Origin of the sequence: Roseinatronobacter ekhonensis (assembly GCF_900499075.1) — a bacterium.
Taxonomy (GTDB): domain Bacteria; phylum Pseudomonadota; class Alphaproteobacteria; order Rhodobacterales; family Rhodobacteraceae; genus Roseinatronobacter; species Roseinatronobacter ekhonensis.
Window position 1 is genome coordinate 79,241 of the sequence record NZ_UIHC01000005.1, and the last position, 24,335, is coordinate 103,575.

Annotated in this window: 30 protein-coding genes; 15 read left to right on the plus strand and 15 right to left on the minus strand. The window is 61.8% G+C overall.

Annotation, left to right across the window (positions count from 1 at the left end; all coding sequences use genetic code 11):
* The first annotated feature begins 10 nt into the window (after positions 1–10).
* The 6 genes from ROE7235_RS03810 to ROE7235_RS03835 all read left to right on the plus strand — a co-directional run bounded on the left by ROE7235_RS03810 (position 11) and on the right by ROE7235_RS03835 (position 4,176).
* Positions 11–499 carry a peroxiredoxin gene (locus tag ROE7235_RS03810; RefSeq protein WP_121093338.1) on the plus strand — a complete coding sequence of 163 codons (489 nt, stop codon included), beginning with the start codon at positions 11–13 and terminating at the stop codon, positions 497–499.
* The gene (locus ROE7235_RS03815; RefSeq protein WP_121093339.1) at positions 499–1,683 is read left to right on the plus strand and encodes a GNAT family N-acetyltransferase; all 1,185 of its coding nucleotides are present in this window, start codon (positions 499–501) and stop codon (positions 1,681–1,683) included. Before ROE7235_RS03810 ends, ROE7235_RS03815 begins: the two co-directional genes overlap by 1 nt.
* The gene (locus ROE7235_RS03820; RefSeq protein WP_121093340.1) at positions 1,680–1,967 is read left to right on the plus strand and encodes a 4a-hydroxytetrahydrobiopterin dehydratase; all 288 of its coding nucleotides are present in this window, start codon (positions 1,680–1,682) and stop codon (positions 1,965–1,967) included. The genes ROE7235_RS03815 and ROE7235_RS03820 overlap by 4 nt, the downstream gene beginning before the upstream one ends.
* A 45-nt stretch (positions 1,968–2,012) precedes the next feature.
* Positions 2,013–3,101, plus strand: coding sequence for a THUMP domain-containing class I SAM-dependent RNA methyltransferase (locus tag ROE7235_RS03825; protein ID WP_121093341.1), 1,089 nt, complete (start codon positions 2,013–2,015; stop codon positions 3,099–3,101).
* A 62-nt stretch (positions 3,102–3,163) separates the two neighbouring features.
* Positions 3,164–3,583, plus strand: coding sequence for a hypothetical protein (locus ROE7235_RS03830; RefSeq protein ID WP_121093342.1), 420 nt, complete (start codon positions 3,164–3,166; stop codon positions 3,581–3,583).
* A 122-nt stretch (positions 3,584–3,705) separates the two neighbouring features.
* Positions 3,706–4,176, plus strand: a complete 471-nt coding sequence (locus ROE7235_RS03835) for a Dps family protein (RefSeq protein ID WP_121093343.1) — start codon at positions 3,706–3,708, stop codon at positions 4,174–4,176.
* A gap of 1 nt (position 4,177) precedes the next feature.
* On the opposite strand, the gene ROE7235_RS03840 is transcribed toward ROE7235_RS03835, so the two are convergent.
* The 6 genes from ROE7235_RS03840 to ROE7235_RS03865 all read right to left on the minus strand — a co-directional run bounded on the left by ROE7235_RS03840 (position 4,178) and on the right by ROE7235_RS03865 (position 7,658).
* The gene (locus ROE7235_RS03840; protein WP_121093344.1) at positions 4,178–4,417 is read right to left on the minus strand and encodes a DUF1289 domain-containing protein; all 240 of its coding nucleotides are present in this window, start codon (positions 4,415–4,417) and stop codon (positions 4,178–4,180) included.
* A 38-nt stretch (positions 4,418–4,455) separates the two neighbouring features.
* Positions 4,456–4,617 carry a hemin uptake protein HemP gene (gene hemP / locus ROE7235_RS03845; RefSeq protein WP_121093345.1) on the minus strand — a complete coding sequence of 54 codons (162 nt, stop codon included), beginning with the start codon at positions 4,615–4,617 and terminating at the stop codon, positions 4,456–4,458.
* 214 nt (positions 4,618–4,831) lie between these two features.
* On the minus strand, positions 4,832–5,227 hold the full coding sequence (locus tag ROE7235_RS03850) for a hypothetical protein (protein ID WP_121093346.1): 396 nt from the start codon (positions 5,225–5,227) through the stop codon (positions 4,832–4,834).
* 86 nt (positions 5,228–5,313) lie between these two features.
* A complete protein-coding gene (locus ROE7235_RS03855) occupies positions 5,314–6,183 on the minus strand; it encodes a 50S ribosomal protein L11 methyltransferase (protein WP_121093414.1) in 870 nt (289 codons plus the stop codon).
* Positions 6,184–6,345: 162 nt separating this feature from the next.
* Positions 6,346–6,996 (minus strand): peptide-methionine (S)-S-oxide reductase MsrA, encoded by a 651-nt coding sequence (gene msrA / locus ROE7235_RS03860; protein ID WP_121093415.1) that lies wholly within the window; start codon positions 6,994–6,996, stop codon positions 6,346–6,348.
* Positions 6,997–7,052: 56 nt separating this feature from the next.
* Entirely contained in the window at positions 7,053–7,658 is a 606-nt protein-coding gene (locus tag ROE7235_RS03865) for a flavin reductase family protein (protein WP_121093416.1), read from the minus strand.
* Positions 7,659–7,732: 74 nt separating this feature from the next.
* Here ROE7235_RS03865 and ROE7235_RS03870 point away from each other — a divergent pair, with 74 nt between their 5' ends.
* The gene (locus ROE7235_RS03870) at positions 7,733–8,245 is read left to right on the plus strand and encodes a GNAT family N-acetyltransferase (protein WP_121093347.1); all 513 of its coding nucleotides are present in this window, start codon (positions 7,733–7,735) and stop codon (positions 8,243–8,245) included.
* Here ROE7235_RS03870 and ptsP read toward each other — a convergent pair.
* From ptsP to ROE7235_RS03890, 4 genes are read right to left on the minus strand one after another with little or no spacing between them, the layout of a single operon-like run.
* Positions 8,221–10,467, minus strand: coding sequence for a phosphoenolpyruvate--protein phosphotransferase (ptsP, locus tag ROE7235_RS03875; protein WP_121093348.1), 2,247 nt, complete (start codon positions 10,465–10,467; stop codon positions 8,221–8,223). The genes ROE7235_RS03870 and ptsP overlap by 25 nt on opposite strands.
* A 32-nt stretch (positions 10,468–10,499) precedes the next feature.
* Positions 10,500–11,756, minus strand: coding sequence for an aspartate kinase (locus tag ROE7235_RS03880; RefSeq protein ID WP_121093349.1), 1,257 nt, complete (start codon positions 11,754–11,756; stop codon positions 10,500–10,502).
* A gap of 36 nt (positions 11,757–11,792) precedes the next feature.
* A complete protein-coding gene (locus ROE7235_RS03885) occupies positions 11,793–12,944 on the minus strand; it encodes an acetoin utilization protein AcuC (RefSeq protein ID WP_220669534.1) in 1,152 nt (383 codons plus the stop codon).
* A complete protein-coding gene (locus tag ROE7235_RS03890) occupies positions 12,941–13,453 on the minus strand; it encodes a glutathione peroxidase (protein WP_121093350.1) in 513 nt (170 codons plus the stop codon). Before ROE7235_RS03890 ends, ROE7235_RS03885 begins: the two co-directional genes overlap by 4 nt.
* A 110-nt stretch (positions 13,454–13,563) precedes the next feature.
* Between ROE7235_RS03890 and ROE7235_RS03895 the strand changes: the two genes are divergently transcribed.
* Positions 13,564–13,956, plus strand: a complete 393-nt coding sequence (locus ROE7235_RS03895) for a DUF1178 family protein (RefSeq protein WP_121093351.1) — start codon at positions 13,564–13,566, stop codon at positions 13,954–13,956.
* A gap of 54 nt (positions 13,957–14,010) precedes the next feature.
* Here the strand turns inward: ROE7235_RS03895 and ROE7235_RS03900 are convergent, their stop codons facing one another.
* The gene (locus tag ROE7235_RS03900; RefSeq protein ID WP_121093352.1) at positions 14,011–14,226 is read right to left on the minus strand and encodes a DUF1127 domain-containing protein; all 216 of its coding nucleotides are present in this window, start codon (positions 14,224–14,226) and stop codon (positions 14,011–14,013) included.
* A gap of 215 nt (positions 14,227–14,441) precedes the next feature.
* Between ROE7235_RS03900 and ruvC the strand changes: the two genes are divergently transcribed.
* From ruvC to ruvB, 3 genes are read left to right on the plus strand one after another with little or no spacing between them, the layout of a single operon-like run.
* Positions 14,442–14,939 carry a crossover junction endodeoxyribonuclease RuvC gene (ruvC, locus tag ROE7235_RS03905; RefSeq protein WP_121093418.1) on the plus strand — a complete coding sequence of 166 codons (498 nt, stop codon included), beginning with the start codon at positions 14,442–14,444 and terminating at the stop codon, positions 14,937–14,939.
* Positions 14,936–15,604, plus strand: coding sequence for a Holliday junction branch migration protein RuvA (gene ruvA / locus ROE7235_RS03910; protein WP_121093353.1), 669 nt, complete (start codon positions 14,936–14,938; stop codon positions 15,602–15,604). Before ruvC ends, ruvA begins: the two co-directional genes overlap by 4 nt.
* A 4-nt stretch (positions 15,605–15,608) precedes the next feature.
* A complete protein-coding gene (gene ruvB / locus ROE7235_RS03915; protein WP_121093354.1) occupies positions 15,609–16,646 on the plus strand; it encodes a Holliday junction branch migration DNA helicase RuvB in 1,038 nt (345 codons plus the stop codon).
* A 3-nt stretch (positions 16,647–16,649) separates the two neighbouring features.
* Here the strand turns inward: ruvB and ROE7235_RS03920 are convergent, their stop codons facing one another.
* From ROE7235_RS03920 to ROE7235_RS03935, 4 genes are all read right to left on the minus strand, one after another.
* Complete coding sequence (locus ROE7235_RS03920) at positions 16,650–17,204, minus strand: YdeI/OmpD-associated family protein (protein ID WP_121093355.1); 555 nt, start codon at positions 17,202–17,204, stop codon at positions 16,650–16,652.
* Complete coding sequence (locus ROE7235_RS03925; protein ID WP_121093356.1) at positions 17,191–18,042, minus strand: 4-(cytidine 5'-diphospho)-2-C-methyl-D-erythritol kinase; 852 nt, start codon at positions 18,040–18,042, stop codon at positions 17,191–17,193. The genes ROE7235_RS03920 and ROE7235_RS03925 overlap by 14 nt, the downstream gene beginning before the upstream one ends.
* Positions 18,039–19,736, minus strand: a complete 1,698-nt coding sequence (locus ROE7235_RS03930; RefSeq protein ID WP_121093357.1) for a tetratricopeptide repeat protein — start codon at positions 19,734–19,736, stop codon at positions 18,039–18,041. Before ROE7235_RS03930 ends, ROE7235_RS03925 begins: the two co-directional genes overlap by 4 nt.
* 116 nt (positions 19,737–19,852) lie before the next feature.
* On the minus strand, positions 19,853–21,502 hold the full coding sequence (locus tag ROE7235_RS03935) for an electron transfer flavoprotein-ubiquinone oxidoreductase (RefSeq protein WP_121093358.1): 1,650 nt from the start codon (positions 21,500–21,502) through the stop codon (positions 19,853–19,855).
* 261 nt (positions 21,503–21,763) lie between these two features.
* Here ROE7235_RS03935 and greA point away from each other — a divergent pair, with 261 nt between their 5' ends.
* The 4 genes from greA to ROE7235_RS03955 all read left to right on the plus strand — a co-directional run bounded on the left by greA (position 21,764) and on the right by ROE7235_RS03955 (position 24,323).
* Positions 21,764–22,234, plus strand: a complete 471-nt coding sequence (gene greA, locus ROE7235_RS03940; protein ID WP_121093359.1) for a transcription elongation factor GreA — start codon at positions 21,764–21,766, stop codon at positions 22,232–22,234.
* Positions 22,235–22,237: 3 nt separating this feature from the next.
* Complete coding sequence (locus ROE7235_RS03945; protein ID WP_121093360.1) at positions 22,238–23,212, plus strand: hypothetical protein; 975 nt, start codon at positions 22,238–22,240, stop codon at positions 23,210–23,212.
* A 74-nt stretch (positions 23,213–23,286) separates the two neighbouring features.
* Positions 23,287–23,994: an AzlC family ABC transporter permease gene (locus ROE7235_RS03950; protein WP_121093419.1), complete on the plus strand. Its 708-nt coding sequence runs from the start codon at positions 23,287–23,289 to the stop codon at positions 23,992–23,994.
* Positions 23,991–24,323, plus strand: coding sequence for an AzlD domain-containing protein (locus ROE7235_RS03955; RefSeq protein ID WP_121093361.1), 333 nt, complete (start codon positions 23,991–23,993; stop codon positions 24,321–24,323). The genes ROE7235_RS03950 and ROE7235_RS03955 overlap by 4 nt, the downstream gene beginning before the upstream one ends.
* Positions 24,324–24,335 lie beyond the last annotated feature (12 nt).

Genomic DNA, 24,335 nt, shown 5'->3' on the forward strand with positions numbered 1-24,335 from the left:
GGGATGGAACATGACAGTTCAAGTGGGCGATACGCTGCCAGAGGCAAGCCTGTCGCGTCTGGGGGCAGAAGGGCCGGAGCAGGTCAGCCTGTCCAGCCTGACCAAAGGCCGCAAGGTCGTGATTTTCGCAGTGCCCGGTGCCTATACGCCCACCTGCCATTCGGCGCATGTGCCCAGCTTTATCCGCGTGAAGGATGACTTGGCCGCCAAGGGCGTGGATGAGATCATTTGCCTGTCAGTCAACGACGTGTTCGTGATGAAGCATTGGGGCGACAGCACCGGTGCAAGCGATGCGGGGCTGACCCTGCTCTCGGATGGAACGAGCGCGTTTACCAAAGAAATCGGCATGATGTTCGACGCGCCACCCGTCGGCATGATGGGCCGCTCGAAGCGCTATGCGATGCTGGTCGAGGATGGTGTGGTCACACTGTTCCACCCAGAGGAAAGCCCCGGCACCTGCGACATCTCGGGTGGCGAGGCGCTGCTGGCGGCCATGTGATGGCGGATGGCGGGGCGCTTTCGGTCACGCTGGTCTCGTCCTTGGACGAGATCGCGGCGCAGGATTGGGATGCCTGCGCTTGCCCGGAAGATGCGACCGGGCGCCCCACCGATCCATTCACCACCTACCGCTTTTTGCACGCATTGGAGGCGTCAGGCTCCGTCGGTCCCGGCACGGGATGGGAGCCACGCTATATAACGGTTGAACAGGACGGCGCGTTGATCGCCGTTGCTCCGCATTATGTGAAATCGCATTCCCAGGGCGAATACATCTTCGACCACGCTTTCGCACAGGCCTACACACGGTCAGGCGGGCAGTACTATCCGAAACTGCAAGTGGCTGCGCCGTTCACGCCCGCCACGGGCCGGCGTTTCTTGTGCAAAGCGGGATTTGAGAATGCGGGGACCGCCGCGATACTGCAAGCGATGGCGCAGGTCGCGCGCGACAATAACCTGTCATCGGCACATGTGACCTTTTGCACAGCCCAAGAGGCCGCGCGCGGCACGGAATATGGCTTCCTGCACCGTGTGACAGAGCAGTTTCACTGGGAAAACGCGCGCTATACGGATTTTGAGGCGTTCCTTGGCGCACTATCGTCGCGCAAGCGCAAAACCATCCGCAAGGAACGTAAGACCGCCCAAGCCTTTGGCGGCGAAATCCACGCCTATACCGGCGATGATCTGCGGCCCGAACATTGGGATGCCTTCTGGCAATTCTACCAAGACACCGGCGCGCGCAAATGGGGCACCCCCTACCTGACGCGCCAGTTCTTCGACATCGTGCAACAGACCATGCGCGACGATGTTCTGCTGGTGCTGGCCGAACGCGACGGCATCCCGATTGCCGGCGCGCTGAATTTCATCGGGCGTGATTGTCTGTATGGTCGCTACTGGGGCTGTGTCGAGGATCACTCCTGCCTGCATTTTGAGCTGTGCTATTATCAGGCGATGGACTTCGCCATCCAGCAGGGTTTGGGCCGCGTCGAGGCTGGCGCGCAGGGCACGCATAAACTGGCTCGCGGCTATATGCCGAGCGAGATCCACTCGCTGCATCATTTCCCCGAACCCGGTTTTCATCAGGCGGTTGCGCGCTACCTGCGCGAAGAGCGCGCGGCCATCGACTATGAAATGTCGGCGCTGGCCGGTTTCGCGCCGTTCCGCAAACCCAGACAGGAGGATACATGACCGAAAAACTGACCGACCGCACCGCACTGGACCCGCTTCTGGCCAATGGTTGGGCGCTGGCAGACGGGCGCGACGCGTTGCAAAAAACCTATACATTCGCCAATTTCATCAATGCGTTCGGCTGGATGACCAGTGCGGCTATCGTGGCCGAAAAGATGAACCACCACCCCGAATGGTCCAACGTCTACAAGACCGTGAACGTCACACTGACGACCCATGATGCCGACGGGATTACCGAGTTGGACGTGAAACTCGCCCAAGCCATGGACAGGCTGGCAGGGTAACATACCCCCTCGCCAAGCCGCGCGTTTCCCCGTATCGCAGGGGGCATGACCGAGTATACCATTTTCATGGCCTGCCTGCCGGGGCTGGAGCCGCTATTGCTGAATGAAGCCCAAGCGCTTGGGTTTTCTGACCCCAGCGCCCTGCCCGGCGGCGTGGAATTTAACGGCGGTATGTCCGACATTGCGCGCGCCAACCGTGAAAGCCGTCTGGCCAGCCGTGTGCTCGTTCGGATTGGCGCGTTTCGGGCCATGCATCTGGCGCAGTTGGACAAACGCGCGCGCAAGCTGCCTTGGGCCGACTGGCTGCGCGGCGATGTGCCTGTGCGCATAGAAGCCAGTTGCACACGTTCGCGCATCTACCACCAAAAGGCCGCCGCCCAGCGCATAGAACGCGCGATTACAGATGCAGTTGGCGCGCCGCTATCCGCCGCCGAGGGGCTGCGCGTTATGCTGCGGATCGACGACGATCTGGCGACGATCTCGCTCGATACGTCGGGCGAGAGCCTTCATAAGCGCGGCTACAAGCAGTTCATCGGCAAAGCCCCATTGCGCGAAACCATGGCCGCCGCGTTCCTGCGGCAGATGGGGTATGACGGCACACAGCCGGTGATTGACCCGATGTGCGGGTCGGGCACCTTCGTTCTGGAAGCCGCCGATATCGCCGCGGGCCTGGCACCCGGCCGCGCACGCAGCTTCGCGTTCGAGCAGTTTTCCGGCGCACCCGAGCAGCCTGCGATCCCAATGCCGCCCAGATCACCAGATCTGCGCTTCTTTGGCTATGACCGCGATCAGGGCGCGGTGCAGGGTGCGACCGCGAATGCCGAACGTGCCGGCCTGTCTGACTGGACGCAGTTCACCTGCCAGCCCATCAGCGCGCTGACCCGCCCAGACTGCGCACCGGGCTTGGTTATGGTTAACCCGCCCTATGGGGGCCGTATCGGGAATATTGGCCAGCTATACGGCTTATATGCCAGTCTGGGCAAAGCTCTGGCAGAGCAGTTCGCAGGCTGGCGCGTGGGGCTGGTGACAACAGATGCCAAGCTGGCCCATGCAACGGGCCTGAAGCTGGACGCAGGCGCGCCGATCCCGCATGGCGGGCTGAAAGTGCGGCTATTTCAATCCGCCGCGCTTTAGAGGCGCGGTTTCGCTGGCCAGACACCGAGTTTCAGAGTATATTACTCAGGAATAGGTGATCCATGCAAACTCTTCCCTGCCCCTCCGAACATAGCCGCAGCCCGCAAACAGACGCCACGCTGACAATGTTGCGCGTGCTGATGCGGACATGCAGGGCCAAAGCGCATATGCCTGTGTTTGAAGCTTGCGCGCTCTTGTATAATCGTGACGGCCAGTCCCCGCAGGTCTATGCCGATGCGCTGTTGCGGGCGCTTGCACAGGCTTTGCCAAAGGCCCCGGTGGTGCATACCGTGGCTGCGCGCGAGCGGTCGTTTGATGAAAACTGGTTGCTGGCATTACTGGATGCTATCGCGCGCGATGATCAGGCAAGCGCAACTTTCCTGCTGCGCGCCCGCCTGCCGTTGCATTACCGGCGGTCGGTTGGCTGGCTTGCGGCACAGCTTGTCGCGCGACTGGGTGCTGACGCATCGCCCAAGACTTAGAATATTTCTAAATTTTGGTTGAACAATCCCGCCCGCCGGTCTAGGATTGGGGTAGCGGGCCGCCAGCTATGCGCCAGCCAGTCCCGCACTCATCCCAGACATTCATGACAGGAGGGTTGCGCATGACCCAGACCGCCGCTCAATTAACCCCATCCGCGCAAGACGCAATTTGCGAAGCACTGACACAAAGCGTGGCGGAAACCGCCGTTACAACCATGTTGGCGCAGAATTTTCATTGGAACGTGACCGGCATGGCCTTTGGCGCGCTGCATGACATGTTTCAAACGATTTACGAGGATCATTTCACCGCGCAGGACGCATTGGCAGAGCGGGTGAAAGCGCTTGGCGGTCATGCCGAAGGGCGATTGTCAGAGATGCTCAAGCGCTCGAAAGTTGCGGAGCACGATGGCCATGCTTCTGCCGAGGACATGGTCGCGGCTATGGCCAAAGCCCAAGACACGCTGGCCGCAACGCTGGCGGGCACTGCCGCAGTGGCAGAAGAACACGGCGATTTGCTGACGCAAGATATGGCGATCGCACGCGGGCAGACGCATGAAAAATTCGCTTGGTTGCTACGCGCCCATCTGGGATAGGCTAGACAGGCGCTTTCACGTTTTTCTTGTCGCAGCGTTTGCGGTAGGCCGAAGGCCAATGTGAATATTTGCCCATATCACTCTGCTGATGCACCAGCATGTCCAGAAAGGCATGCTGGTGTTTTTCCTTTTTCAGTTTCTTGAACAAGGATTTCTGATCCTTGGTCATCGAACAACCGATGCAATGGCCGTCGCGCTTGAATTTGCATACACCAATGCAGGGAGAGGGTATCTTGCTCATATCGGGTCCGGATTTGCCAAAAGACGGCGCGGGTGGGGCTACTTGGTCAGGATGAGCTTGCGCGCACGGGTAATGCGCAGGGTATACACCTGCCCGTCCAACAAGATTTGAGCGGTGTTGCCTTGCAATGTCAGCGCTTCGGCATGGTGCAAGGGCACCGGCTGCATTTCACCCGACGTTGGCGTTTCATCTTTCACCATACCGCACCCAATGGGGTGGGCTGGCGCAAGCACAGTTCTGACATAGCGGCCCGATTGGCTGATAGGATTGTAGGGCCGGGCTGTCATTCGATGGCTAGGCTATGGGATAATCTGACAATTTAAGTCAAGATTGTCAAGCCCGCCCGATGACGGGCAGACACAAGCACAAGCTTGGCGAACCAAGGTGACAAAGCTGGTGTGTCCGATGCGTGGGTCAGAATTCTGATGTCGCCGGGCCAACCCGCGAAAACCCGTCAAGCGCGTTTTGGGCGGACTGCGTGTCTGGTGCGGTCAGCTCTGTGAAGGCATCTGCCAGCATGGCGCTATAGGGGTCGATTGCGACCGATTGCGCTAGCAAGCTGCCTGCGGGCAGTTGCGACAAAAGCGGCTGCACGGTCGCCAAATACCCATCGGGTCCGGATTGCGAGATCACGAAAGCCTTGAGCAGAAACAACATGATTCCCACTGCCACCCCGTAGCGCACAACCGACGCGGCAAACGCGACGCGCCGGTCACGCCGAAGGGCGCGGAACTTGGGGCTGGTTTTCATATGCTCGCGCAGCACCGCCTCGCGTCGCGCGTCAAAATCTATCAACTGTTGAGGTGTCATACCCGCTGGCCTTGCTCTGATCCTGTCAAAGCCAAGATAGCCCCGGAAATCTGTCACAACTTTGGCGTGAGACAGGCAATACCGCGTTAGTTCCGCGACAAGGTTAATGTGGCCCAGTCGCCGATATCCTCACGGTGGTGCAAACTGAAGCCGTTCTCGGTATACGCAGCCAAAACCGTGTCAGCCTGCTCCACCAACAAACCCGACAGGATTGCATATCCCCCCTGCCCCACCATGCGCCCCATATCCGGCGCCAGCGCGATCAACGGGCCCATCAGGATATTGGCAAACACCAAATCGAACGGGGCTGCGGCGGTCAGGTCGGGGTGGTCGAAACCGGTGGCTTCCAGACATGTCACACGCCCATCCAGCGCATTGGCAGTGACATTAGCCTGCGCGACCTCGACCGCAATCGCATCAATATCGCTGGCCAGAACCGGTTCGGGCCAGATTTTGGCCGCACCCATCGCCAGAACGGCGGTGCCGCAGCCAATATCGGCCACGCGCTGGCCTTTGAAACCTGCGGTGTCCAATCGGTCAAGCGCGCGCAAACAGCCCAATGTCGTGCCGTGGTGCCCGGTGCCAAAGGCCATCGCCGCCTCGATCAACAGACCCACGCGGCCCTGTGGCAGCTTCTCGGCGTCATGGCTGCCATATACAAAAAAGCGTCCGGCCTCGACCGGCGACAGGTCGCGCTTGACCTTGGCCACCCAGTCGATTTCCGGCAATTCCGACACGATGAAGGTTTTTGCACCAAAGGCCTGCGCCAGAAGCGTCAGTTCTACATCGTCCGGGGCTTCTACGAAATAGCCGCCAACTTCCCAAAGCCCCGACCCGTCTTCCATCTCGAACACGCCGACACCGGTGGGTTCCGGTGTCATGTTTTCCATCGCCTCGGACAGCGCATAGGCAGGAGCTTCGGCGTTCAAGGTCGTAATGGCGGTGAAGGTCGGCATCGGATGCACTTTCAGGGACAGGAAACTGTCGTCGCGATACAGCCGCGCCAAGGGCGGGTCAAGCATTGGCAATCCAAGCGTCCCGGCGCGCCCGCGCGCGGGTCGGGCGGCGCGCATGGGTGGGCGGGTGGGCGCGCCGGTCGAGCTGCGCGCGGGCGCGCCTTAGGCCGACAAGCCGACCGGGCAGGTCACCCCCGTACCGCCCAACCCGCAATACCCGTTCGGGTTCTTGTGCAGGTATTGCTGGTGGTAATCCTCGGCGTAATAAAATTCCGGCGCGGGCGTGATTTCGGTCGTGATCGCGCCATATCCCGCCTGCACAAGACGCGGCGCAAAAGCGTCGCGGCTGGCCTGCGCCGCCGCAAGCTGCGCGTCGCCGTACGCATAAATCCCCGAACGGTATTGCGTGCCGCGATCATTGCCCTGCCGCATGCCTTGGGTCGGGTCATGCCCTTCCCAGAATTTTGCAAGCAGCCCCTCATAGCTGATGGTGGCCGGATCGAGGATCACGCGCACCACTTCGTTGTGGCCGGTTTCGCCGCTGCAGACCTCCTCATAGGTCGGGTTTGGCGTAAAGCCGCCTGCATAACCCACCATGCTCAACCACACTCCAGGGGTTTGCCAGAAGATACGCTCCACCCCCCAGAAACACCCCATGCCGAACATGGCGTGTTCCATCCCGTCCGGCGGGGCTGCCTTAAGGGGCCGGTCCCATATCGCATGGCGCTCTGCCGTGGCGATCGGGGTCGCGCGGCCCGGACGGGCCTGCGCAGGGTCAATCATCTGGATCTTTCTGGGGCTAAAGCCGAACATCATATGCTCCTGTTACCTGAGCAATAGATATCGCGCGAACCTTCGCAAACAAGGGGTCAGTCACCGGGCCGTGACAAGCTGAACACATCGCGGACCACGGCATAGTCGCGGTAGCCACAGCGCGCCAAGGGCTGAAAGCGAGTGATGTCAAACTGCCCGTCCACCATGCAATCATCCCGCAAGTGCACGCCCACAACCTCGCCCACCACGATGAAATTGGCGGCGCCATCCAGCTTGATGATCTGGCGCATCTTGCATTCCAGCGCGGCAGGCGCATTTTCCACGCGTGATGCGTCGATCATGCTGCACGCGGCCCGCGCAATGCCCGCGTGGTCGAATTCATCCACCTCGCGCGGCCACGGGCCAGAGCTTTGGTTCATCACGTCGCGCGCGGCGTATTCCACCACATTCACGCAAAACACGCCTGTTTCGCGGATATTGGCGACCGAATCCTTTGTGTCATCGCGGTCCGGCTTGGCGCTGGTCGAGGCGAACATGACCTGCGGTGGCTCATAGGCGACCGCGTTAAAAAATGAATAGGGTGCAAGGTTGTCGCGCCCGTCCAAGCCGCGGGTCGAGATCCAGCCAATCGGGCGCGGCGTGACCACGGCATTGAACGGGTTGTGCGGCAGGCCATGGCCATCTTTCGGTTCGTAGAACATGTGCAGACTTCCTTTGGTTTGCGCAGACCCTAGCGCCATGCTACCCGCGCGGCCAGACCAAGCGGAAAAGACCCATGCAGTTATCCACCGAAACCCCGGCCGACTGGTGGGAGGTAGAGGCGCTATATGACCTGTGTTTCGCGCCCGGCCGCGAAGCGCTGTCGTCTTACCGGCTGCGCGACGGGGTCAGCCCCGTGGCAGAGCTGTGCCTGCTGCTGCGCGACGACAGCGGTGTTGCCGCCGCGATCCGCTTTTGGCCGGTGCGCGTCGGCCGCGCGCGGGTGCTGCTGCTGGGGCCGATTGCCGTGCACCCAACCCATCAGAGCGAAGGTCTGGGCGGGTGGCTGATCCGCGAAGCCGTAGAGCGCGCGCGCGCGCTTGGCTGGGCGCGGGTGTTGCTGGTGGGCGACGCGCCCTATTACGGACGTTTCGGGTTCAAACCGTTGGCGGATGTGTCAATGCCGCCGCCGACCAACCCCGAGCGGGTGCTTGGGCTGGCGCTGCTGCCCGGCGCATGGGACGGGGTAGCGGGCCGCGTGCAAAAGGCAGAGGTCATTGCAGGTCAGTCAACAAGTGACGCGACATAATCCAGCAAGGCGGGGCGCGCGCTTTCCAGCCCGCGCACTTGAACGCGGGCGATCAGTTCGGACACTTCGTTCAGGTTCGACCGCCGGATCAGGGATTTCACTGGTCCGATGGACGCAGGCCGCATCGACAGCGCCGGAATGCCGATCCCGGCCATCGCCAACGCATCGACCGGACGGCCCGCGTCTTCGCCACAAAAGGACAGCGCGGTTTCTGTCTCGTGGCAACGATCCACGATCACCTGCAAGAAGGTCAGGAAGCTGACATTCAGCGTATCATAGCGGCGGCGCACCAGTTCGTTCTCGCGGTCGGCGGCGAAGAAGAACTGTTTCAGGTCGTTGCCGCCGATCGAGATGAAATCGACCTCGCGGTAAAAACTGTCGGGCGCATAGGCGAGCGACGGGGTTTCCATCATCGCGCCGACCTTCAACTGCTCTGGCAATTCGTGGCCCAGGCGGCGTTCGCGTTCGATTTCCCGCATCAGCGTATCACGGGCGCGGGCAAATTCCTCGCCCGTCGCGACAAGCGGGAACATCACGCTGAGTGGGCGGCCCGCCGCCGCGCGGATCAACGCCTGCAACTGCATCCGCAATACGCCGGGTTTGTCGAGGCCAACGCGCAGCGCGCGCCACCCCATTGCGGGGTTCGGCTCGTCGGGGCGCTTCATATATGGCGCGACCTTGTCAGAGCCGATGTCAAGCGTGCGGAAATGCACGCTTTTGCCCGCCGCGGCATCCAGTACCCGCGCATAGGTGGCCACCAGTTCCGACCGGCGCGGCATGCGTTCGCGCGTCAGGAATTGCAATTCGGTGCGGAACAGGCCAACGGCTTCGGCCCCGGATGTGGGCAAGGACGGCAAATCGGCCATCAGACCCGCATTCATCTTCAGCGTGATCTGTGTGCCGCATCGCCCCATTGCGGGTTTGTCCCGCAAGCTGGCATAGCGTTCTTGCGCCTTGGCCTGCATCGCCATCTTGTCGCGGAACGCGCCCGTGACCGTGTCATCGGGGCGAAGATGGATCACGCCTTCGGTGCCATCCACCAGAATATGATCCCCGCTTAGCGCATCGGTGGTAATACGCGGAACGCTGATGACCAGCGGAATGGCCAAGGCCCGCGCGACAATCGTGGCGTGGCTGCCCACAGCGCCTTCTTCCAGCACCACACCGCGCAGCTTGCGGCCATATTCCAACAGGTCGCCGGGCCCGATATTGCGCGCAACCAGAATGGCCCGGTCGGGCATTTCCGCGCCCGTTTCAACGCCCTGACCCGTCAGAATACGCAGCAAGCGGTTCGACAGGTCGTCCAGATCATGCAGCCGGTCGCGCAGATACTGGTCGGGCACCGTTTCCAGCCGGGCACGCGCAATGGATTGTTCCTTTTCCACGGCGGCTTCGGCAGACAGACCAAGGCGGATGTCCTCTTCCATCCGCTTCATCCAGCCGCGCGAATTGGCGAACATGCGGTAGGTTTGCAAAACTTCCTGATGTTCCTTGTCGCGCGACCGCGCCGCGTTCAGCATGTCATCGACAGAGCCGCGCAGCTTCTCGACCGCGTCGTGCAGGCGCGCGATTTCGGCCTTGGAATCGTCGTTGACAAGGTTCGTGACAACCACGCGCGGTTGGTGCAGCCAGACATGGCCCTCGGCCTCACCCTCTTGCGCCGTCACACCGCGCAGGGTGGTGGCGTGTTTGTGGGGCGAGGCAAAGCTCGTCCCTTCGCCCACGAACGCGCCCAGTTCGGTCATCTCTGCGATGACCATGGCTACCACTTCCAGCCCGTAGATCTCGTCCTCGGAATAGTCGCGCGTTTCTTTCGATTGCACGACCAGCACGCCCAGCCGCTCACCCAACCGCTGCACCGGGACACCCAGGAAAGAGGTGAACACCTCTTCGCCAGTTTCAGGCATATAGCGAAAGCCGGGCTCTGACGGCGCGTCGGCGCTTTTCAAAGGGCGGGCCAGGCGGGCCACCTTGCCGACCAACCCCTCGCCCAGACGCAGCCGGGTTTCGTGCACCGCACTCGCGCGCAACCCTTCGGTGGCGCACAGCTCCAGCGTGTCGGGATCGCGCAGCAGGTAGATAGAGCACACATCGGTGCCCATGGATTTGGCTATGATCGTGGTTATCCGATCCAGCCGTTCCTGCCCCGGCTGGGCGCTGGCCATTTCGTCGCGCAGCTCTCGCAACATCCGGCGGCTGTCGGTTTCCGTTCTGTGGGGCATGGCCCCTCCGATCATCTTACAGGCGCGATGCGCTATCCCGCATTGTCCAGTTCAAACGCATCATGAAGCGCCTGAACCGCCAATTCCATATATTTCCTGTCGATAAGAACGGAAATCTTGATCTCTGATGTCGCGATAACCTTGATGTTCACGCCGTCCGCCGCCAGCGCCTTGAACATGCGCGCGGCAACGCCGGCATGGCTGCGCATCCCGATTCCGACCACCGACACTTTGGCGGCATCTTCGTCCACTTCCAGCATATCATAGTTGATATTGCCCGCGTCGCGCGCGGCCTCCAGCGCCTTGCGGGCGCGGGCGACCTGATCCACAGGGCATGAAAAGGTCATATCGGTCACAGGCTTGTCGGTGCCCGCGGCTTTTTCCGAGATATTCTGAACGATCATGTCCACATTCACACCGGCATCGGCCAGCGGGCCGAAAATGGCGGCGGCAATGCCGGGCTTGTCCTCTACGGTGACAAGGGTCAGCTTGGCTTCTTCGCGGCTATAGGCCACGCCAGAGACGACTTTCGATTCCATGATCTCATCCTCATCACAGACCAGAGTTCCTGATGTTTCGTCGGTTTCATCAAACGACGACAGCACGCGCAGGCGCACCTTGTAGCGCATGGCCAGTTCCACCGACCGGGTTTGCAGCACTTTTGCGCCAAGGCTGGCCAGTTCCAGCATTTCTTCAAAGCTGATCTTTTCCAGCTTGCGCGCTTTGCTGGTGATGCGCGGGTCGGTCGTGTAGATCCCGTCCACATCGGTATAGATATCGCAACGTTCCGCGCCGAACGCAGCAGCAAAGGCCACGGCAGTCGTGTCAGACCCGCCGCGCCCCAGCGTTGTAATCCGTGCTTCGGGGCTGACGCCCTGAAACCCCGCGATCACGGCGACCTTGAAGCCTTCGGCGAATTTCGCATCCAGATTGGTGCGCGGAATGTCCACGAAGCGGGCCGCGCTATGCGCGCTGGTGGTCTGGATCGGCACTTGCCAGCCCTGCCAAGAACGCGCAGGCACTTCCATTTCCTGCAATGTCAGGGCCATCAATCCGGCGGTGACATTCTCGCCCGAACTGACCACGGCATCATATTCGCGCGCGTCATAGAGCGGCGAGGTTTCATTCACCCAGCCGACCAGCTCATTGGTCTTGCCCGACATGGCAGAGACGATGACGATCACGTCATAGCCGCGCGCGACTTCTGCACGCACCTTGCGGGCCGCGTTGCGAATGCGGTCCAGATCGGCGACAGAGGTACCCCCGAATTTCATCACCAGAAGCGGCATGCGCAGACCTCTTCGCCCCAGAATTGCGCAGCCCTTCTACGCGCGGGCGGGGTCCGGTGCAAGATGCGCCGCGCGGGCCAGACGCGCACGATTGCGCAAAACGTCGACCCTGTGCTTCAGGTCCGCACCGACCGGCCCGTCGCGGGCGGGGTCATTGAGCGTGGTCGTCCAATGCGGCTGCACCTGCCATGCAGGCCCGCGCCGGTTCCATGTCAGCGGGCGCAGCAGGGCTTGCGCCTGTTCGGGTAGCGATCCTGTCAGGTCGTGCCCGTTCAACGCCCCCCAGACACGCGTCCAGCAGCGAGCCACCGACCACGGATTATAGCCCCCGCCCCCCAACACAATCAGTCGCGGGGACATGTCGCGCAGCGCCAAAGCGACCTGCGCATGCGCGTTGTTTGACAGCGCCAGCCGCGAAAGTGGATCTTCCAGTATCGCGTCAGACCCGGATTGCAGCACCACCGCTTGCGGGTCGAACTGTTCCAGCAGCGGCTGGATCAGACGGTGCAGGACATATGTCATCTCGGTATCGTTGAACCCGCGCGGCACCGGCAGGTTCACCGCGCGCCCGCCGCCCGTGTCGTCCAGCGCGCCGGTATAGGGCCAGCGGTTTTGCTCGTGAACAGAAATCAGCAGCATGTCGTCATCCGCACCCAGGGCGGCTTGCACCCCGTCGGCATGATGCGCGTCTATGTCAACATAGGCGATGCGCGACAGGCCCAGCCGCCGCAGCGCCAGCAGGCACAGGACCGGGTCATTCAGGTAGCAGAACCCGTTCGCGCGGTCGGCCATGGCGTGATGCGTGCCGCCGCCGGGCACATGAACGACTCCGCCCTCTGCCACCAGTTCGGCCGCCAGCATAACGCCGCCTGCGCCGGTGGCCGGGCGGCGGAACATTTCAGGGAACACAGGGTTCGCGGTCGTGCCCAGCGCGTGGCGGTCAAACGCCACAGCATCCACGGCCTGCGCCGCTTCGGCCCGTTGCAACGCCGCGATATAGTCAGAGGTATGGAACCCCGTCAAAGCGGCGGGTTTCGCGCGCGGGCTGTTGCGGTATTGTCCCGGAGCCAACCAGCCCAGAGCGCGCACAAGGTCCATAACGGTCGAAACGCGCGGTATATGCAGCGGATGCGCCCCGCCGTAGCTGGACCCGCGATAAATCTCTGAGCCGATGAAAACCGGTCTCACGGCAGCGCGCGGCGAATTTCGTCTGTAATGGCGCGCGCAGTCGGGCGCATCGACGAGCCCCAAAATCCAAGAAGGTCGCCCTGCGGACCGATCAGCGCCTTGTTAAAATTCCATGTCGGCGCGCGGTTATATTCTTGTGACAGCCAGCGGTAGAACGGGTGCGCCGCGCCGCCACGCACCTGCGTGATCTCTGCAATCGGAAAGGTCAGTCCAGTTTCAACCCGACAGAACTGCGCCACGTCCTCATTGCTGCTGTATTCTTGGTTGAAATCCTCTGAGGGGACAGCGAGCACCACCAGACCATCGTCGCCATATTCATCATACAGCGTCTGCATATCGCGGTATTGACGGGTGAATCCGCAAAAAGAGGCTGTGTTGACCACAAGCACCGGCTGACCGCGCCATTGCGTCAGGTCAAGCTTGTCGCCGTTCAGGGCGGTAAAGCTGAATGACTGCGCCATAGGCACGGCACAGAAGGTGAGGAAAAGCGCAATGATGACGTGTTTCATGACGGTCAAACTAGATCGGGCACGCGAACACGCAAGAGCGCGACAACCGCTTTCATCTTGAAATACTCTGCCAGATCGTTAAGTCCTGCGGAACTGTCACAGGCACAGCGATGATCAAATATACTCTCGACTGCCCTCACGGCCACAGGTTCGAAAGCTGGTTCCAGTCCGGCGCGGCGTATGACGCGCTGCACGACCGTGGGCTTGTGACCTGCCCCGACTGCGGCGCGGCCGACGTGATCAAGGCGATCATGGCCCCGTCCGTCAAAACCGCCAGACGCGCTGATGTCATGGAAAAGCTTCAAGCGCTTCGCGCAGAGGTCGAAGCGAATTCGGATTATGTCGGGCCGGATTTCGTGAAACAGGCCCGCGCCATACATCTGGGAGAGGCCCCCGAACGCGCGATCTATGGCGAAGCGAAACCGGCAGAGGCCAAGGCCCTGCTGGACGAAGGCGTGCCGGTAATGCCGTTGCCATTCATCCCAAAAACCAAGACGAACTAATAAAAACGCCCGCAGCTGGCAGGCCACGGGCGCAGGCTGTCATCCTGTCAACGCTTAGCGGCGATGACGGCCTTGTGCGACGGCCTCTATATCGGCGCGGTTCAGCCCGATATCAGCCAGTTCACGGTCGCTGAGCAGGCTCAGACGGTTGCGGGTGATCCGTTGCTCGTTCCAAGTCATCAAGGTGGCGACAAGCGCGCCAAGCGAGAGGCCATGGAAACCGGCAAGGACCTCTGCCGCGGTGTTGCGGCTTTCTGCGTAGAAGGTCATGTCTGGTCTCCGATAGAAAAGTTTTCAAACTGCTGCATCTTTGTGCATGATCGGCAAATAGCCCTTGCGATGCCCCTTCACAACTCACAGTTATTGCATGCCCCCTATGCCCTTTTTGCATGACTTGACGGGGCGGTGCGCGGCTAGCCACTTGGCAGATGTTCGCTTTTCGTGCTAACCATGCCAAAACAGCAAACAGGCAGGCCCCAAACATGATGCGCGTGATCGGCATAGACCCAGGCTTGCGCAACCTTGGCTGGGGCGTGATCGACGTGGACGGGGTGCGCATGCGCCATATTGGCAACGGCATATGCCATTCCACCGCGACCGCCGATCTGGCCACGCGCCTGCTGGAATTGCACCGGCAACTGACCGATGTACTGGCGCGTTTTGCGCCGCATACCGCGGCGGTGGAACAGACCTTTGTGAACAAGGATGCGGTCGCCACGCTAAAGTTGGGCAGCGCACGGGGCATTGCGCTTCTGGTGCCCGCCCAAGCCGGGCTGGTGGTCGGTGAATACGCGCCCAACGCGGTCAAAAAGGCCGTCGTCGGCGTGGGCAAGGCCGCCAAGGAACAGGTGGACCACATGGTGCGCATGCAACTGCCCGGCGTGCAGATCGCGGGGCCGGATGCCGCCGATGCTTTGGCCATTGCCATTTGCCACGCGTTCCACAGCCAGACCGCGCAACGTGCGGCAAAGGTGGTGGGATGATTGGCAAGCTGTCCGGCGTGGTCGATATGCGCGGCGGGGATCACGTTCTGATCGACGTGCGCGGGGTCGGCTATATCGTCTATGTCTCTGACCGGACCCTGATGGCATTGCCGGGCCGGGGCGAAGCGGTCGCGCTTTACACAGATATGGTCGTGCGCGAAGACCTGATGCAGCTTTTCGGCTTCCCCACACTTCTGGAAAAGGAATGGCACCGCGTACTGACCTCTGTTCAGGGGGTTGGGGCGAAAGCGTCTTTGGCGATCCTTGGCGCGCTTGGCCCAGACGGCGTGTCGCGCGCGATTGCGCTTGGCGATAGTGCGGCGTTGCGCAAGGCACCGGGTGTCGGCCCGAAGCTGGCCCTGCGTATCGCCAATGAGCTGAAGGACAAGGCCCCCGCCCTGATGACAGTGGACAGCCCCGCCATGCCCGCCGCCAACCTCTCTGCCGCCGACGTGATTGAGCCGACGCCCCACGGCACGGCCCCGGCGGCCCCTGTAGCCACCCCCACGAATGCCGTGGCCGAAGCGATGTCGGCGCTTGGCAATCTGGGCTATGGCCCGTCAGATGCCGCCCGCGCGGTGGCTGAAGCGCAAACCGACCAGCCCGACGCAGACACGCCCGCGCTGATCCGTGCCGCGCTGCGCCTGCTGGCCCCGAAAGGGTAGTGCCATGACAACACCCGACCCCACCTTGCGCGGGCAGGACATGCCAACCGACAGCCCCGACCTGGACCGCGCCTTGCGGCCCCAAGGCCTGGACGAATTCGTCGGCCAGCAAGAGGCACGCGCCAACCTGCGTGTATTCATCCAGTCCGCCAAGATGCGGGGCGAAGCGATGGACCACACGTTATTCTACGGCCCGCCGGGACTGGGCAAAACCACGCTGGCGCAGATCATGGCGCGGGAACTTGGCGTGGGCTTTCGCATGACCAGCGGCCCGGTGCTGGCCAAGGCGGGCGATCTGGCCGCGATCCTGACCAATCTCGAAGCGCGTGATGTTCTGTTCATCGACGAAATCCACCGCCTGAACCCGGTCGTGGAAGAGGTGCTTTACCCTGCATTGGAAGATTTCCAGCTGGATCTGGTTATCGGCGAAGGGCCTGCCGCGCGCACCGTGCGTATTGAATTGCAACCGTTCACGCTGGTCGGGGCCACGACGCGGATGGGCCTGCTGACCACGCCGCTGCGCGACCGGTTCGGAATTCCGACACGCCTGCAATTCTACACCGAAGATGAGCTGTGCCAGATCGTGCAACGCGGGGCGCGGCTGTTGGGTGTGACCACCGAAGAGGAAGGGGTGCGCGAAATCGCCAAACGGGCGCGCGGCACCCCGCGCATCGCTGGCCGCCTGCTGCGCCGCGTGGTCGATTTCGCATTGGTCGAAGGCGACGGGCGGTTGACCCGCGCTTTGGCTGACAACGCCCTGACCCGGCTGGGCGTGGACAAATTGGGGCTGGACGGAGCAGACCGGCGCTACCTGTCGCTTCTGGCCGACAATTACGGCGGCGGGCCGGTGGGGGTGGAAACCATCGCCGCCGCACTGTCGGAAAGCCGCGACGCGATCGAGGAAGTGATCGAGCCCTACCTGTTGCAACAGGGCCTTCTGGCGCGCACCCCGCGCGGACGGATGCTGGCGGCCAAGGCCTGGGCGCATCTTGGCCTGCCCGCCCCCACGCCGGAACAGCAAGGCCGCCTGTTCGAGGGGTAGAACTTACATCTGCGGCAATCGCCGTCCTTTGGCCGTCGCATCAAGCGCGGCGGCAACGCGCTTTTCGCGTGTCGGAACCGTCTTGGCCAGCTTGATCCAGCGCAGCACATTGCGCCGGTAGGATTTCGGCAAGGCATCCCAAGCGCCCATATCAAGCGCCGACGCCATATCTTCAGGCACGACAAGACGGTCCACATCTGCAAAGAAATCCCACAGGCCAGAGTCGATGCCTTGCTGAACCGCCGCTTCCCCTGCCGGGTGCATGCGCCCCTCTGCGCGCAGCCGTTCAACGCGCGCCTTGTAGCTTTCCGACCAGGCCTGTTGCTTGCGTGGGGTGACAAGCTGCGCCGTGCGGTCATCATCGACCACAAATCGACGACCATCAATCCAGCCATGCGCCAAAAGTGCATCCAGAACCTCGTCGCGCGACACATATTTGTCGCGATGGGCCGCTTTCCACGTGATCAGCCGGATGCCTTTGCTGCTTGCGTGATGCGCGGCCAGCCACGTCCAGAGCGCATCGGCAGACGCGATCTCCAGCATGTCAGGCTGTGCCATCGGGACCGCCTTGCAAAAGGCCGGTCGCTTGCACCCACCACTGCGGCTCGACCCGCCGGAGGGTTTGCGCGGCCCGTTCGGCACGCTCCATGTCCGGGAATAACCCGAAACAGGTCGCGCCAGAACCCGACATACGCGCAAGCGCCGCGCCCGCATTGTCAAGCGCGCTCAAGACCTGCGCAATATCCGGAACTGCCGCGCAAGCGGGCGCTTGCAAATCGTTGCGATGCTTGCCCAGCCAAAGGATGAACTGCGCAAAATCGGCCCAATCGGGTAGCGGGTCCGGCAGGGGCGGGTTATCCTTGCGCGCGAGCGCCGCAAAAACCGTTGGCGTGGACACCCCGACACGCGGGTTGACCAACACCATCGCCATGTGTGGCAAGGCGGGCATGGGCGTCACCCGTTCGCCGATCCCGCGCATCCGGCACGGTGTAGCCGCCATGCAGACCGGCACATCGGCACCAAGGGACAAGACATCTTCGGGCAGCGCCCGACCCGTCAGGCGGGCAACCAGCCTGAGCGCAGCGGCCGCGTCCGAAGATCCGCCGCCAAGGCCAGAGGCAACCGGCAAGTGTTTTTCCAACTCCAGCGCCAGCCCTTCGGCCTGCATGACATGCGCAGCGCGCAGCACCAGATTGTCATTATCGCCCGCTAGCCCGGCGGCTTCGGGACCGGCAACGCGCAGCGTCAGGCCCGATTGGACCTCCTGCCCGCGCAAAATATCGCCCGCTTGCGTGAACACCACCAACGAATCCAGCAGGTGATAGCCATCGCTGCGCTGCCCTGTCACATGCAGCGCAAGGTTCACCTTGGCAGGTGCCAGCTCTGCATCGGTCATTGCGTGCTTGTCACCGCGTCGGGCGGGTTCTTGCCGTCCTCGATCTTGCGGCGGACAAGGTCCGTATCAAGATCGGGATGCGGGGCAAAAGACAGCGCGCGGCGCCACTGAAACCGGGCTTCGCGTTCGCGGCCCACGGCCCAGTAAACATCGCCCAAATGGTCGTTCAAAATAGGATCCGTCGGCATCAGCTCGACCGCACGCTCCATGACCGGGACGGCCTCTTCATAGCGGCCAAGGCGGTAAAAGGCCCAGCCCAGACTGTCGACAATATAGCCGCTATCAGGCTCTGCCTCGACCGCGCGTTCGATCATGTCGAGTGCTTCGTCCAGCTTTAGGCCCTTGTCGATTAGCGAATAGCCAAGATAGTTCAGAACCTGCGGCTCTTCCGGCACGAATTCCAGTGCTCGGCGGAATTCAGGTTCCGCGCGCTCCCAGTCGTCCAGCCGCTCCAGCGTGATCGCGCGGGTGTAGATCAGCACCCAATGGCGCTCTTCAACCGTGTCGAGCAGGTCGAGCGCGGTGGCATAGGCCGCTTCTGCCTCTGCGAAGTCTTCTTCGCGGCGCAGCATGTCGCCAAGCGCGCTGAAGACCAGAACCGAGTCCGGCTTGGCACGGGTCAACGCGCGTAGGCTTTCGATTGCCTGTGCCGTATCACCGCTGCGGGAAAGCGCGTTGGCTTTGCCAAGTTGCGCGCCCAGATATTGTGGATGATCCTCTGCCATAGACTCATAGACCGCGTCTGCCAACGCGTATTGCTCGGCACGCTCCAACAACTGACCGGCCAGCAGGATGGCATCGCCATGCTCGGGGCGAAGCGCCAGAGTAAGCCGCGCATAGATCAGCGGTAACCAATCCCCACGCTCGGATGGCAGTGCCGAGGCGAGGGTGAAATAGGTTTCGGCCATCCCGTCACGGGCAGAGGTGATGGTCTCAAACGGGATCGCGCGCCCCTCTTGTAATGCGGCGCGCAGATAGGCGACATCCTCATCGGGGTTTACGCCGAACATCGCGTCGGTCAACTCAAGCGCGTCCTGCATCCGGCCAAGTTGCGACAAGATAGAGATATGCGCGATAACGCCCCGGCGGCTTAGCCCGATCGGGCCTTCGGCCTCGCCGGTCAAGAGCGCTTCGGCGCGTTCCAGATCCCCGACAAAGGCCAGCGCAAGTGCCTTGAAGTAAAGCGCGAAAGGCGCAAGCTCTTCGCGTTGGGCGATGACAGTGTCAAAGGCACCCAGCGCGTCCGACATACTGCCCTTGCCCAATTCGGCCCAGGCACGGGCCATTGGGTCGGTTAGGGGCCCCGTGCGCGCGCCGTCATCCAAGGCTGCCAGCGCCACGTCATATTCCCCACGGTTGAACGCGTCCGCCTGCATGACAAGGGCAGCGACATTGCTTCCGTCACCGCGCGCCATGATCTGTGCCGCGCGATCAACGGCACGGTCGAAATTGCCCGCCAGCAGATGCCCCTGCATGGACAATTCCAGAAAACCCGGGTTCTCGGGATCGGCCTGCAACAGCCGGTCATGGTTGGCGGCCATCTGCGCGAAATCACCATTGGAGACCGCAACCCGCGACGACAGGAATGCGCCCGCCGTCCCGCGCAAAGACAGATCCTGCGCGACGGCAGGGCCGGACAGCGCGGCAGCACCAACCAGCACGCCAACCAAGGCAAGACGGGCGAGGAACATCATGGGGGGTTGCACGCTCTGAATACTCCGGTTAGGTGCCGTGACCCTAGTGCCATGACCCCTGACAGGCAATCGCCCGCCGGCCAAAAGCCGATCAAAAATCGGTTTACACCGGCGATTTACATATTCGGGTAGTTGGGCCCGTCCCCGCCCTGCGGCGTGACCCAGTTGATGTTCTGGCTGGGATCCTTGATGTCACATGTCTTGCAATGCACGCAGTTCTGGAAGTTGATGACAAAGCGCGGATCGCTGCCCTCTTCCTCGACAACCTCGTAGACGCCTGCCGGGCAGTAGCGTTGCGCGGGCTCGGCGTATTTCGGCAGGTTCACCTTGATCGGCACGGTAGGGTCCACCAGCGTCAGGTGAGCAGGCTGGCTTTCTTCGTGGTTGGTAAAGGAATACGCCACATTGGTCAGCCGGTCGAAGGACAGTTTGCCATCGGGTTTTGGGTAGTCGATCGGCTTGTGCTTGGCGGCCTCGCCGGTCGCGTCGGCATCGGATTTGCCATGCCCGATCGTGCCGAAAAACGAGAATCCGAGCGTATTGGTCCACATGTCCAGCCCCCCGAAAGTGAGCGAGGGCAAAAGCCCCCATTTCGACCACATCGGTTTGACATTGCGCACTTTTTTCAGGTCCTGCCCTACTGGACCGTTGCGCAGTTCGTGTTCATAGTCGGTCAGCTCGTCGCCTGCGCGGTCAGCGCTGATGGCCTGATACGCGGCCTCTGCGGCGGCCTTGCCCGAGAGCATTGCGTTATGGTTGCCCTTGATGCGCGGCACGTTCACCAACCCCGCCGAGCACCCCAAAAGCGCCCCGCCCGGAAACACCACTTTCGGAATGGACTGATAGCCCCCTTCGGAAATCGCACGCGCGCCATAAGACACGCGTTTGCCGCCTTTCAGCAACTCGGCCACCATCGGGTGGTGCTTGAAGCGCTGGAATTCCTGATAGGGCGACAGATAGGGGTTTTCGTAGTTCAGGTGGACCACAAATCCGACATAAACCTGATTGTTGTCAATGTGGTAGATGAAGCTGCCGCCGCCAGCGTTGCTGCCCAAAGGCCAACCCATTGTGTGGGTGACGGTGCCTTCACAGTGCTTTTCCGGGTCAACCTCCCAGATTTCTTTCATGCCAAGGCCGTATTTCTGCGGCTCTTTGTCGTCGGACAGGCTGTAGCGCGCGATCACCTCTTTCGAGAGCGATCCGCGCACCCCTTCCGATAGGAAGACATATTTGCCATGCAGCTCCATTCCCGGTTCATACCCGTCGCCCGGGGTGCCATCGGGGTTCTTGCCGAACTCGCCCGCGACCACGCCTTTGACCTGCCCGTCCTCGCCATAGACCACTTCAGAGCACGACATGCCGGGGAAAATCTCTACCCCCAGTTCTTCGGCCTGTTCGGCCATCCAGCGGCAGACATTGGCCATCGACACGATGTAGTTGCCATGGTTGTTCATCAAAGGCGGCATCGGCCAGTTCGGCACGCGGATTTGTCCACCTTCGCCCAGCATATAGAAATTGTCCTTACGGACCGGTACGGTGATCGGCGCGCCGCGGTCTTTCCAATCGGGGATCAAGGCATCCAAGCCCGACGGGTCCAGAACGGCGCCCGACAGGATATGCGCACCGACCTCAGAGCCCTTTTCCAGCACGACAACGCCCATATCGGGGTCAAGCTGCTTCAACCGGATCGCGGCAGACAGCCCAGCCGGGCCAGCGCCAACGATGACGACATCATATTCCATGGCTTCGCGGTCAGTGGCGGACATGTTTGCTCCTGATAATTGCGCGCATTGATGCCTGCGCGACATATTCTGTCGCACAGCCCTAGCGCAGGTCCGGCGGCATGGTCAATGCTTACGCGGCGTTGCAGCACGAACAACCGCCTGATCGCGACAATATGTATCTGAAACGCGATATTCGCATTGCGCTTGCATTTGTGTCGCCGCTGCGCTCAGATACAGGTGGAGTAACCAGATAGCCCCGGCCCCAGCCGCGGGCTGTCTTTATATATAGAGTGGGGACGACAAATGGAAAAACTGCCCCTGACCCGCACCGGTCAGCAGATGCTGGACGCAGAATTGAAACGCCTGAAATCTGTCGAGCGCCCCGCCGTGATCCGGTCCATTTCGGAAGCGCGCGAGCATGGCGACCTGTCGGAAAATGCCGAGTATCATGCAGCGCGTGAAAAACAGAGCTTCATCGAAGGCCGCATCAAGGAGCTGGAATCCATTCTGTCGCGGGCCGATGTCATCGACCCGGCCAAGCTGTCGGGCAGCGTGAAGTTCGGCGCGACCGTAAAACTGGTGGATGAAGAGACCGACGAGGAACGCACCTACCAGCTTGTCGGCGAGGCAGAGGCCGATCTTGAAAAAGGGTTGCTGAACCTGAAATCGCCGCTCGCGCGCGCGTTGATCGGCAAGGACGAGGGCGATAGCGTTCAGGTTCGCACGCCGGGTGGGAACCGCAGTTACGAGATACTCGAAATCCAGTATATCTGACCCATGGCCCAGACACCGCCCCCTGTCGTGAACCGTCCCGCCCGCGCGCCGTCGCGGTTGATGGATCGCGGCGTGGTGCGCGCCCTTGCGCTGGCGGTTTGGCTTTTGGCAGGGGCCGTGTTCTTTCTGCTGGCCGATTTCGCGGCAATGGACAAGGTGACGCTGGCCATGCTTGCGGTGGGCTTGTTCCTGCCAGCGGTACTGATTTCCATGGTGTTGCTCTTGGCCAATGCCATGTCAGAGATCCGCTCGGAAGCCGGACAGCTACAGGGCAGCATTGACGAATTGCGCCGGAGCATGTTGCAACGCAACCAGCCAGAGAGCGATCTGCCGCCGATTGCCGCGCAGAAGATCGAGCAACTCAGCGCGCAGGCCGAACAAACAGAAACCCGCCTGACCATGTTCTTCTCGCAGCGGGCGCGCGAAGGGCGCAGCCTGCAACCGGGCCAACAAGACCCTCAGGCATTGTTGGCCCTTGCAGGGTTCGAGACCGCGCCAAGCGATGCGCTGGACCCTGCCACGCTGATCCGCGCGCTGCACTTCCCCGAGGATGAAAACGACACCGACGGCTTTACCGCGCTGCGGCGCGCGTTGGCGGATGCGCGCGTGGCGCCGCTGATCAAGGCTGCGCAAGATGTGCTGACCCGGCTTGCACAGGAAGGCATCTATATGGATGATCTGCGCCCCGACCGCGCGCGTCCCGATTTCTGGCGCGCCTTTGCCCAAGGCACGCGCGGCGCGCTGGTGGCACCCTTGGGGGGCATCCGCGACCGATCCTGCCTTGCGCTCAGTTCGGGCCGAATGCGGTCAGACCCCGAATTCCGCGCCGCTGCACATTTGTTCCTGCGCGAATTCGACAAGGTCTTATCCGCGTTCGAACCCACAGCGGATGACGCCCAGATCGCGGCATTGTCGGACACGCGCTCGGCACGGGCCTTCATGCTTTTAGGGCGGGTCAACGGTGTGTTTTCACGCTGACTTGAATTCGTCTTTGCCGCGGGCTAAACACCTTACATATGTTCACGACCGCGCTGCGGCGCAAAGGCGGCCCCATGACATTCCCGCGTGATTTCTGGCTTGGCTTTTGGGCCGGCTTTCCGTTTTTGCTGGTTATCATACCTTTTGGCGTGGTGTTCGGCGTGGTCGCAACAGAGGCGGGGCTGAATGTCAGCCAGACCATGGGATTTTCTATCCTAGTGATCGCAGGCGCGGCGCAATTCGTGGCCGTCCAGCTTATGGTCGAGAACGCGCCGGTTCTGATCGTGCTCGCGACCTCGCTGGCGGTCAACCTGCGCATGGCGATGTATTCGGCCAGCCTTGCGCCCCATCTGGGGCAGATTTCGTGGTGGGAGCGCGCGGTCGTGTCCTATTTCATGGTGGATCAGGCCTATGCCGCATCTATCCTGAAATACGATGACAGCCCCGAGATGACACCGCGCCAGAAGCTTGCTTATTACATGGGCGTCATCACCCCGGTTTGTCCGACATGGTATATCGCCACCTATGGCGGCGCGGTGCTGGGCGATGTGATCCCACCAACCCTGCCGATAGACTTTGCCGTGCCAATCACCTTTCTGGCGCTGATCGTGCCCATGCTGCGGTCCGCCGCGCATGTGGCAGCTGCGCTTGTGTCGATCATCGGCGTTTTGGCCTTCTCCTTTGTGCCCTTCAATCTTGGCCTGCTATTGGCCGCCCTTCTGGCGATGGTTACGGGCGCCGAGGTTGAGCGCCAGATAAGCAAGCGGAGGGTCAAGCAATGACACTGTCAGACGCGCAGATCTGGCTTGTGATCATCTGTTTGGGCGCAGGGTCTTTCTTGTTGCGTCTGTCGTTTCTGGGCATTATCGGCAGCCGTGATTTGCCTGAATGGCTGCTGCGCCACCTGCGCTATACCGCTGTGGCGGTCATGCCTGGAATGATTACCCCGATGATCCTGTTTCCCACCGCGACCGGCGGTCAATTCGACATGGTGCGTATCGGCGCGGCGGTCGCGACCATTGCCATCAGCCTGTGGACACGCAACGCCACATTGACCATCTTCGGCGGTGCAGGCGTTTTGTTCGCGTTGCATTTTCTACTGCCCGCCTAGTACCCCCTAGGG

Coding starts and splice junctions, on each gene's coding strand:
- ROE7235_RS03810 (WP_121093338.1), top strand. CDS start 11: ATGACAGTTCAAGTGGGCGATACGCTGCCAGAGGCAAGCCTGTCGCGT.
- ROE7235_RS03815 (WP_121093339.1), top strand. CDS start 499: ATGGCGGATGGCGGGGCGCTTTCGGTCACGCTGGTCTCGTCCTTGGAC.
- ROE7235_RS03820 (WP_121093340.1), top strand. CDS start 1,680: ATGACCGAAAAACTGACCGACCGCACCGCACTGGACCCGCTTCTGGCC.
- ROE7235_RS03825 (WP_121093341.1), top strand. CDS start 2,013: ATGACCGAGTATACCATTTTCATGGCCTGCCTGCCGGGGCTGGAGCCG.
- ROE7235_RS03830 (WP_121093342.1), top strand. CDS start 3,164: ATGCAAACTCTTCCCTGCCCCTCCGAACATAGCCGCAGCCCGCAAACA.
- ROE7235_RS03835 (WP_121093343.1), top strand. CDS start 3,706: ATGACCCAGACCGCCGCTCAATTAACCCCATCCGCGCAAGACGCAATT.
- ROE7235_RS03840 (WP_121093344.1), bottom strand. CDS start 4,417: ATGAGCAAGATACCCTCTCCCTGCATTGGTGTATGCAAATTCAAGCGC.
- hemP (WP_121093345.1), bottom strand. CDS start 4,617: ATGGTGAAAGATGAAACGCCAACGTCGGGTGAAATGCAGCCGGTGCCC.
- ROE7235_RS03850 (WP_121093346.1), bottom strand. CDS start 5,227: ATGACACCTCAACAGTTGATAGATTTTGACGCGCGACGCGAGGCGGTG.
- ROE7235_RS03855 (WP_121093414.1), bottom strand. CDS start 6,183: ATGCCGACCTTCACCGCCATTACGACCTTGAACGCCGAAGCTCCTGCC.
- msrA (WP_121093415.1), bottom strand. CDS start 6,996: ATGTTCGGCTTTAGCCCCAGAAAGATCCAGATGATTGACCCTGCGCAG.
- ROE7235_RS03865 (WP_121093416.1), bottom strand. CDS start 7,658: ATGTTCTACGAACCGAAAGATGGCCATGGCCTGCCGCACAACCCGTTC.
- ROE7235_RS03870 (WP_121093347.1), top strand. CDS start 7,733: ATGCAGTTATCCACCGAAACCCCGGCCGACTGGTGGGAGGTAGAGGCG.
- ptsP (WP_121093348.1), bottom strand. CDS start 10,467: ATGCCCCACAGAACGGAAACCGACAGCCGCCGGATGTTGCGAGAGCTG.
- ROE7235_RS03880 (WP_121093349.1), bottom strand. CDS start 11,756: ATGCCGCTTCTGGTGATGAAATTCGGGGGTACCTCTGTCGCCGATCTG.
- ROE7235_RS03890 (WP_121093350.1), bottom strand. CDS start 13,453: ATGAAACACGTCATCATTGCGCTTTTCCTCACCTTCTGTGCCGTGCCT.
- ROE7235_RS03895 (WP_121093351.1), top strand. CDS start 13,564: ATGATCAAATATACTCTCGACTGCCCTCACGGCCACAGGTTCGAAAGC.
- ROE7235_RS03900 (WP_121093352.1), bottom strand. CDS start 14,226: ATGACCTTCTACGCAGAAAGCCGCAACACCGCGGCAGAGGTCCTTGCC.
- ruvC (WP_121093418.1), top strand. CDS start 14,442: ATGCGCGTGATCGGCATAGACCCAGGCTTGCGCAACCTTGGCTGGGGC.
- ruvA (WP_121093353.1), top strand. CDS start 14,936: ATGATTGGCAAGCTGTCCGGCGTGGTCGATATGCGCGGCGGGGATCAC.
- ruvB (WP_121093354.1), top strand. CDS start 15,609: ATGACAACACCCGACCCCACCTTGCGCGGGCAGGACATGCCAACCGAC.
- ROE7235_RS03920 (WP_121093355.1), bottom strand. CDS start 17,204: ATGGCACAGCCTGACATGCTGGAGATCGCGTCTGCCGATGCGCTCTGG.
- ROE7235_RS03925 (WP_121093356.1), bottom strand. CDS start 18,042: ATGACCGATGCAGAGCTGGCACCTGCCAAGGTGAACCTTGCGCTGCAT.
- ROE7235_RS03930 (WP_121093357.1), bottom strand. CDS start 19,736: ATGATGTTCCTCGCCCGTCTTGCCTTGGTTGGCGTGCTGGTTGGTGCT.
- ROE7235_RS03935 (WP_121093358.1), bottom strand. CDS start 21,502: ATGTCCGCCACTGACCGCGAAGCCATGGAATATGATGTCGTCATCGTT.
- greA (WP_121093359.1), top strand. CDS start 21,764: ATGGAAAAACTGCCCCTGACCCGCACCGGTCAGCAGATGCTGGACGCA.
- ROE7235_RS03945 (WP_121093360.1), top strand. CDS start 22,238: ATGGCCCAGACACCGCCCCCTGTCGTGAACCGTCCCGCCCGCGCGCCG.
- ROE7235_RS03950 (WP_121093419.1), top strand. CDS start 23,287: ATGACATTCCCGCGTGATTTCTGGCTTGGCTTTTGGGCCGGCTTTCCG.
- ROE7235_RS03955 (WP_121093361.1), top strand. CDS start 23,991: ATGACACTGTCAGACGCGCAGATCTGGCTTGTGATCATCTGTTTGGGC.